4 protein-coding genes are annotated in these 7,718 nt (G+C 69.3%); 2 read left to right on the forward strand and 2 right to left on the reverse strand.

Annotation, left to right across the window (positions count from 1 at the left end):
* The first annotated feature begins 24 nt into the window (after positions 1-24).
* Positions 25-1,452 (forward strand): NCS2 family permease, encoded by a 1,428-nt coding sequence (locus QL983_RS09270; protein WP_290152544.1) that lies wholly within the window; start codon positions 25-27, stop codon positions 1,450-1,452.
* 208 nt (positions 1,453-1,660) lie between these two features.
* Here QL983_RS09270 and QL983_RS09275 read toward each other — a convergent pair whose 3' ends face one another.
* Positions 1,661-2,839, reverse strand: a complete 1,179-nt coding sequence (locus QL983_RS09275; protein WP_290152538.1) for a hypothetical protein — start codon at positions 2,837-2,839, stop codon at positions 1,661-1,663.
* Positions 2,840-3,413: 574 nt separating this feature from the next.
* On the opposite strand from QL983_RS09275, the gene QL983_RS09280 reads away from it, so the two are divergent.
* Positions 3,414-5,678, forward strand: a complete 2,265-nt coding sequence (locus QL983_RS09280; RefSeq protein WP_290152539.1) for a S9 family peptidase — start codon at positions 3,414-3,416, stop codon at positions 5,676-5,678.
* A 28-nt stretch (positions 5,679-5,706) separates the two neighbouring features.
* Here QL983_RS09280 and QL983_RS09285 read toward each other — a convergent pair whose 3' ends face one another.
* A complete protein-coding gene (locus QL983_RS09285; protein WP_290152542.1) occupies positions 5,707-7,605 on the reverse strand; it encodes a glycoside hydrolase family 15 protein in 1,899 nt (632 codons plus the stop codon).
* Positions 7,606-7,718 lie beyond the last annotated feature (113 nt).

Consider the following 7,718-nt stretch of genomic DNA (forward strand, 5'->3'; position numbering starts at 1 on the left):
CGCACCGAGGTCACCAAGCGGACCCTGAACCAGCGGTACTTCCGCATCACCGAGCGCGGCTCGTCGGTGGGCCAGGAGTTCCGCGGCGGCCTCGCCACGTTCCTGGCGATGAGCTACATCGTGGTGCTGAACCCGCTGATCCTGTCCGGGCCCGACTCGGCCGGGAACACCCTGGGCATCCCCGCCGTGGCCGCCGTCACCGCGCTCGTGGCGGGCGTCATGACCATCGTCATGGGCGTGTGGGCGCGGCACCCGTTCGCGGTGGCCGCGGGCCTGGGCGTCTCCGCGTTCGTCTCCATCACCATCGCCACGACGCCGGGGCTCACCTGGCCCCAGCTGATGGGCCTCGTCACCCTCGCCGGTCTCGTGATGCTGCTGCTCGTGGTGACCGGCTTCCGCCGTGCCGTGTTCGACGCGGTCCCGGAGGCGCTGAAGTCCGGCATCGTGGTGGGCATCGGCCTGTTCATCGCGCTGATCGGCCTCGTCAACGCCGGGTTCGTGCGGCGGCTGCCGGACGCCGCCGACACCACGGTCCCGGTGGGCCTGGGCACGGGCGGCGAGCTCGAGGGCTGGCCCGTGCTGGTCTTCGTCGTCGGGCTGCTGCTGACCGCGGTCCTCGTGATCCGCAAGGTGCGCGGCGCGATCCTGATCGGCATCGTCGTGGCGACGATCCTCGCCAACGTGCTGGAGGCCGTGTTCCACATCGGCCCCTCCGTGGACGCCGACGGGAACGCCGTGCCCACCGGCTGGTCCCTGATCGCCCCCTCCCTGCCCGAGTGGACCGCCCCGGACCTGCACCTGCTCGGCAGCGTGGACCTGTTCGGCGCCTTCACCTCCGTGGGCGGGCTGATGGCCTCCCTGCTCGTGTTCGCGATCCTGCTCTCCGTGTTCTTCGACGCGATGGGCGTCTCCGTGGGCCTGGCCCGCGAGGCCGGCACCGTGAACCCGGACGGCTCCATCCCCGACCTGAACCGGGTGCTCGCCGCGGACGCGCTCGCGGTCGCCGTGGGCGGCGGCGCCTCCGGCTCGGCGCACCAGATCTTCGTGGAGTCCGGCACCGGCATCGGCGAGGGCGCCCGGACCGGCCTGGCCTCCGTGTTCACCGGCCTGTTCTTCCTCGCGGCCGTGTTCCTCTCCCCGCTCATCCACCTCGTGCCGTTCGAGGCCGTGGCCCCCGCGCTCGTGGTGGTCGGGTTCATGATGTGCCAGCACGTGGTGCAGATCGACTGGTCCGACCCGGGCGCGGCCTTCCCCGCGTTCCTCACGTTCATCCTCATGCCGTTCACCTACTCGATCGTCAACGGCATCGGCGCCGGCGTGGTGGCCTACGCGGTGATCCGCACGGGGCAGGGCCGCGGCCGCGAGGTGCACCCGCTGCTGTGGTTCGTGGCGCTTGCGTTCGTCGCGTACTTCGGGCTCGGCGTGGTCCGGGCGGCCCTCGGCCTGAACTGACCCGCCACCCCCGACGGCGGCGCACCGGACCGGTGCGCCGCCGTCGTCGTCGTGCGGGGCCGGGCGCGGGTAACCCCGGGAAGACCACATCCGGACCGGTGCCGAATGTGCCATGCAGGTCAGATACTCAGCTGGCCCAGACTTCCACCCGTGTTCGTGAAATTGTCACGCCATACGATAGCCACGAGTGGCACTTCAGCCCTGGGTCTTATCGTGCATCAATGGCCACCAGCGTGTTAGTCTGACCGCGCGTATTTCCATCCGGCGCAAATGCATACGCCCGGCGAATCGTCACCTTGTACTTGAACGCGGTCAAGCTTACGCTCAGGCCGTTCATTTCGGCGCGCTTGCCGGGCTCGATCGTCCCCGCGATGCGTTGCCCACCGTTTGGCGCTGTCTCGACCTCAAACGTGTTTCGACTGAGATTTAAGGCGGTAAGCGCGGCTGATTCAAATACCAACTCTTCAGTTTCATCGGGAGTATTTTCGACCGCCTGCAACGCCTCGCGCGCCTGCCATGGAGTGAGCGTGCCCCAATAAAGGTCATTGCCATCGGTTGTTGCCGCCCTGAAAGTGGATTCACTGTCCGCCACGGCTTCAAGTAGCGCCCGGGCCCTCCTACGAGTTTGTCGCGACCGCTCTCTCAGGTGGTCAATGAACGCTCCTGGGTTCCGGGCCTTCATGAGCGTGTAAGTCAAGCCGCGCAGAGCATAGGTGCCAGCGAGGCTGTCCAACAGGGTGCTGTCGTCGGATATCCGGGCCACCAATACGAATGATGCTGCCATTGCTCCACTTATGTCGAGCTCAACATGCTTTAGAGAGTTGGACGAATGCCGCTCTCTATGCATGTAATCAAGCGAAATCGCCTCTATGTAGCTATTGGACTCGTTGACTATGCGTGCAAAACTCCGCAGCGACGGCCTTTCAGAACTCATCTCCAGCGCCACGAAGCTCCGCCCCGCAGATCTCGCCATATCCTTAAGCACGCAATCGCTGTATGGCGGCAACGACGCAATGCCCGGATTATCACTGCCTGCCATCGCTTCGCTCATACCCGCTGGCAGGTGAAAGTTATCGTTGCGAGAGGTGAATCCCTTACCTTCGGTTATAAACGACGAGAGGGAGACCTCCTTCTGGGGTAGCCACTCATCCTGGACTTCAGCACTTGGCACTGCGTCAACACGACCTGGAGTCCCGCTCGATTCTGTGACAATCCAGGTTATTGGGGAGTTCTGGAAGAGCGAGCGGATATACATATGCCCTGACTCACATAAGGCCACATCATCTTCTGTGACAGAGACACAGATGAATACGACCTCTGCCAATTCGGTCTCATCCGCTGCTATGAAAAATAACAGGGTGCCGTCTCTCGTGGTTCCCAAGAACACCTTAGGCCCGTCATACTCGACGTAACAATAACGTATGGCCACTTTTCCAAAGGGCTCATCGAATTCAATAACGTTATTGACACGGCTAGCTCGAGACTCGCCCACTTAAATCACCACAGCCTTAGGAAAATAATCTAGCGGACTTGGCCACCAATTATGGTGACCTGATTCAGGGCGCTCCAAGTCATTAATCAGTTCACCGCAACCCGGTGGAATCTCGAACTTGCATATCGTCTTTTTCCGAGCCCACCCTGCGATCTTTTGGATATTTCTCAACTGGTCTGCGGTTTCGTATATAGAAAACGCGAAATGATCACATCCGTGGACTGCATTCTTGTGCGCATGAGTCAGGTAGGGCAATACCCAACTCCGCCTGTCGGTTTCATCACCCACGCCATGGCCCGGGGCAGAAAAGCGAAACCAAGTACCGCATGCCTTCCAGTTGCCTGGCGGTGGGCACTGAGCGGGGAGCGCTCGGTCGTCAACATCGGTCATGGGGTCGATGGTACGCGGGTCGGGCAGTTACGAGGTATGGATGCCTGGCACTTCCATACGGATGTGGTGTGATGAGGCCATGCCTGCGCTCCCCCAAGTTCGTGCCGTCGCCTCAATCGCCGCCGCCCCGCCGGTGGCGCCCGCCGAGCCCGTGACCCGCCGCCACCACGGCCACACGTTCCAGGACGACTTCGAGTGGCTGCGCGGCAAGGCGGAGCCCCGCGTGCTCGAGCACCTGGCCGCCGAGAACGCGTACACCGAGGCCGTGACCGCGGACCAGGCGCCGCTGCGCGAGGCGATCGTCGGCGAGATCAAGGCCCGCACGGTGGAGACGGACCGCTCCGTGCCCGCCCGCCGGGACGGGTGGTGGTACTTCGTGCGCACCCGCGAGGGCGCCGAGTACCCGATCCACTGCCGCGTGCCCGCACGCGACACCGGCGACCTCGAGGCCGACTGGACCCCGCCCGTCATCACCCCGGACGCCGCCCTGCCGGGCGAGCAGGTGATCCTGGACGGCAACGCCGAGGCCGAGGGGCACCCGTTCTTCGCGCTCGGCGGCCTGCACATCAGCCCGGACGCCACCCGGGTGGCCTACGCCGTGGACCACACCGGCGACGAGCGCTTCACCCTGCGCGTGCGCGAGATCGCCACGGGCGAGGACCTGCCGGACGCGGTCGAGAACGTGGCCCACGGCGTCCGCTTCGACCGATCGGGCACCCGCGTGTTCTACACCGTGTGGGACGACTCGTGGCGGCCGTACCAGGTCAAGGCCCACGTGCTCGGCACCGACCCGGCCGAGGACGTGCTCCTGCACGAGGAGGCCGACCCGGGCATGTGGACCGGCTTCGAGGGCGTCGCCGACCGCACCCAGCTGCTGATCGGCGTCGGCAACTCGGAGGTCTCCGAGACCCTCGTGGTCGACCTGCCGGAGGACCCTGCCACGCCCCTGCCCGCCCCGCGCGTGCTGATCCCCCGCGCGTGGCGGATGCTCGCCGACGTCGAGCCCGTCACCGACGCCGACGGCGTCCGTCGGCTGCTCGTGGTCCACGACCGCGCCCTGGACGACGACGGCGCCCCCGTCTCCGCGCCCAACGGGATGCTCTCGGTGGTCGCCGAGACCGACGTCGCCGACCGCGGCGCCTGGCGCACCGTCGTGCCGCACCGCGAGGACGTGAAGGTCGACGGCGTCATGGTCACCCTGACCCACGCCGCCCTGGCCGTGCGCCGGGAGACCACCCCGCGCGTCGTCGTCGCCGAGCTGGACGCCGTGCTGGCCGGGCAGGCCGCGCACTGGCGCGAGCCCGCGTTCGACGAGGAGCTCTACGCGTGCCACCTGTCCGCGACGGCGGCCGAGTCCCCGTTCCTGCGGCTGGCCTACACGTCCTGGATCACGCCCGCGCGCGTGCTGGACGTCTCGGCGGCGACCGGCGAGGTGCACCTGCGCCGCGAGACGGAGGTGCCCGGCTACGACCCGGCCGACTACGTGGCCGAGCGCGTGTGGGCGCCGGCGTCCGAGCCGTCGTCGGTGACCGGGGAGGACGTGCGGATCCCCGTCACCGTGATCCGGCGCCGCGACGTGGCCGCGGACGGGACGGCCCCGTGCGTGGTGTACGGCTACGGCTCCTACGAGATGTCCATGGACCCCGTGCTGGGCGTGGCCCGGCTGTCCCTGCTGGACCGGGGCGTGGTGTTCGCGGTCGCGCACGTGCGCGGCGGCGGCGAACTGGGCCGGCGCTGGTACGAGGACGGCAAGAAGCTGGCCAAGCGGCACTCCTTCACGGACTTCGTGGACGCCACCCGGCACCTCGTGGACCTCGGCTGGGCGGACCCGGCGCGTGTGGCCTGCATGGGCGGCTCGGCCGGCGGCCTGCTCATGGGCGCGGTGCTGAACCTCGCGCCGGAGCTGTACCGGGCGTGCCTGGCGGTGGTGCCGTTCGTGGATGCGCTCACCACGATCCTCGACCCGGAGCTGCCGCTGTCCGCGCTCGAGTGGGAGGAGTGGGGCAACCCGATCGAGGACGCGACCGTATATGAGGCCATGCGCGCCTACACCCCGTACGAGAACGTGCGGGCGGTGGACTACCCGGCGATCGCGGCCGTGACGAGCCTGAACGACACCCGCGTGCACTACGTGGAGCCGGCCAAGTGGGTGGCCCAGCTGCGGCGGACGGTGACGAGCGACCAGGCCACGCCCCTGGCCGAGGGCGGCGCCCCGATCCTGCTGCGCACCGAGATGGACGGCGGCCACGGCGGCGCGTCCGGCCGGTACCAGGGCTGGGAGGACACCGCGTGGGAGTACGCGTTCCTGCTGACGGCGCTGGGGGCGACCCGCCGCGTGGTGTGACGGGGGTGGGACGTCCGTCCAGAACCGGTCAGTCTCCGGCCTCCCCGGCCCCGCCGGCCGCGCGGACCTGGGCCAGCGCGTCGGCAGCGCGCAGGAGCGCCAGGTGGCTGAATGCCTGGGGGAAGTTGCCCGCCATGCGGTCCTGGCCGTCGTCGTACTCCTCGGCCATGAGGTCGAGGTCGTTCGCGCACGCGTCGAGCCGCTCCATGAGGGCGTCGGCGTCGTCCAGGCGGCCGGTGCGCGCGTACTGCTCCACGGGCCAGAAGGCGCACGCGAGGAACGGCGCCTCCTCACCGGGCAACCCGTCGGAGCCGTCCGGGCGGTAGCGCAGCACCAGGCCGGTGTCCGTGACGAGCTCCTCCTCGATCCGCCGTACGGTGGCGAGCATGCGCGGGTCGTCCGGGGGCAGGAACCCGGTGTGGGGGATCTGGAGGAGGGAGGCGTCCACCGCGTCCGAGCCGTAGGTCTGGGTGAAGTGGCCGTCCGCGTGCACGCCGCGGGTGAGGATCTCCTCCCGCAGCTCGTCCCGGTGGCGCTCCCATGCCGCGGTCTCCGCCTCCGTGGCGGGCACGCCGTGGGTGGCCACGGCGTGCAGCGCACGGTCCAGTGCGGCCCACATCTTGACGCGGCCGTGCGTGAAGAAGGCAGGCTCCCCGCGCATCTCCCACAGCCCGTGGTCCGGGTCCTCCCGATGCGCGACGACGCGCTCCACGAGCCGCTTCTGCAGCGGCCAGGACCACTCGTCCTCCGGGACGCCGGCGTCCCGGAGGGCGCACAGCGCCATCATCACGGTGCCGATGACGTCCGCCTGCCACTGGTCCGCGGCGCCGTTGCCCACGACCACGGGCCGGGAGTCCGCGTGGCCGGGGAGGTGCTCGAGCTCGCGCTCGGGCATGTGCCGCTCCCCCGAGAGCGTGTACATGACCTGCACCTCGTGGGGCTCCCCCGCGATGGCGCGCAGCAGCCAGTCGCGCCAGGCCGTCGCCCCCTCCACGTGCCCGTGCGCGAGCAGGGCCTCCAGGGCGAGCGCGGTGTCCCGCAGCCACACATAGCGGTAGTCCCAGTTCCGGACCCCGCCGATGTCCTCCGGCAGGCTCATGGTCGGGGCCGCCGCGATGCCGCCCGTGGCCCGGTGCGTGAGCCCCTTGAGCACGAGGAGGGATCGCTGGACCCGATCGGCGAGCGGGTCGTCCGCCTGCGGGGCCTCCCGGGTCGACTCCTCCAGCCAGCCGCGCCAGCTGCGCACGGTGGCCTCCAGCACGTCCCCGGCGCGGGGCGCGGAGGGGGCCATGCCCCACGCCGGGTACCAGGTCAGGCACCACTGGGCGGACTCCCCGGCGACCAGCTCCGTCGTGCCCTCGTGATGCCCGTCCACCGGCTCCAGGTCCGGCCCGTGCACCGCGAGCGCGTCCCCGCCGGCGACGACGGCCAGGAACGACTCCCCGTCTGCGTCCTCCTGACGCGAGACCCACGGCTCGACCTCGCCGTAGTCGAGGCGGGCGAACACGGACTGCCTCACGCGCACGCGTCCCGCGATGCAGCGGACCAGCCGCATGACGTCGGCCCGCGGCGCCGCCTCGGACGCCCCGGTCCCGTCGGGGCCGCCGTCGTTCCCCAGGGTGTCCCCCACGCCGTCCGCGTCCATGAGCGGCATGAAGTCCAGCACCTCGGCCTCCCCGGACGGCGAACGCCAGAGGGTGCGCAGCACGAGGGTGCCCGGCAGGTAGGCGCGCTCCGCGACCTCGCCGTCCTCGATCCCCAGGCTCCACTCGCCGTGCTCCCGCGTGCCGAGGAGAGAGGTGAACACCGAGGCCGAGTCGAAGCGGGGCAGGCACAGCCACGTGATCGCCCCCTCCCGGGACACCAGTGCCCCGCTGAGCTGGTGGGACAGGAAGGCGTGGTCGTCGATGCGGGGCTGGGCGCTCATGCTGGGCAGTCCATCACCCCGGGGGGAGGCGGGGCCAGTCGGGGGCGCGGCGTGGACCCACGACGACGTCACCGGGAGAATGGCGTGGCCGGCCGGGTCCCTCCCGGCTGCCG

This window comes from Micrococcus sp. APC 4021, assembly GCF_030407635.1.
Lineage (GTDB): Bacteria > Actinomycetota > Actinomycetes > Actinomycetales > Micrococcaceae > Micrococcus > Micrococcus luteus.

Bases quoted from the DNA above. Each gene is read 5' to 3' on its own strand.
- QL983_RS09280 (WP_290152539.1), top strand. From the start codon at position 3,414: ATGCCTGCGCTCCCCCAAGTTCGTGCCGTCGCCTCAATCGCCGCCGCC.
- QL983_RS09285 (WP_290152542.1), bottom strand. From the start codon at position 7,605: ATGAGCGCCCAGCCCCGCATCGACGACCACGCCTTCCTGTCCCACCAG.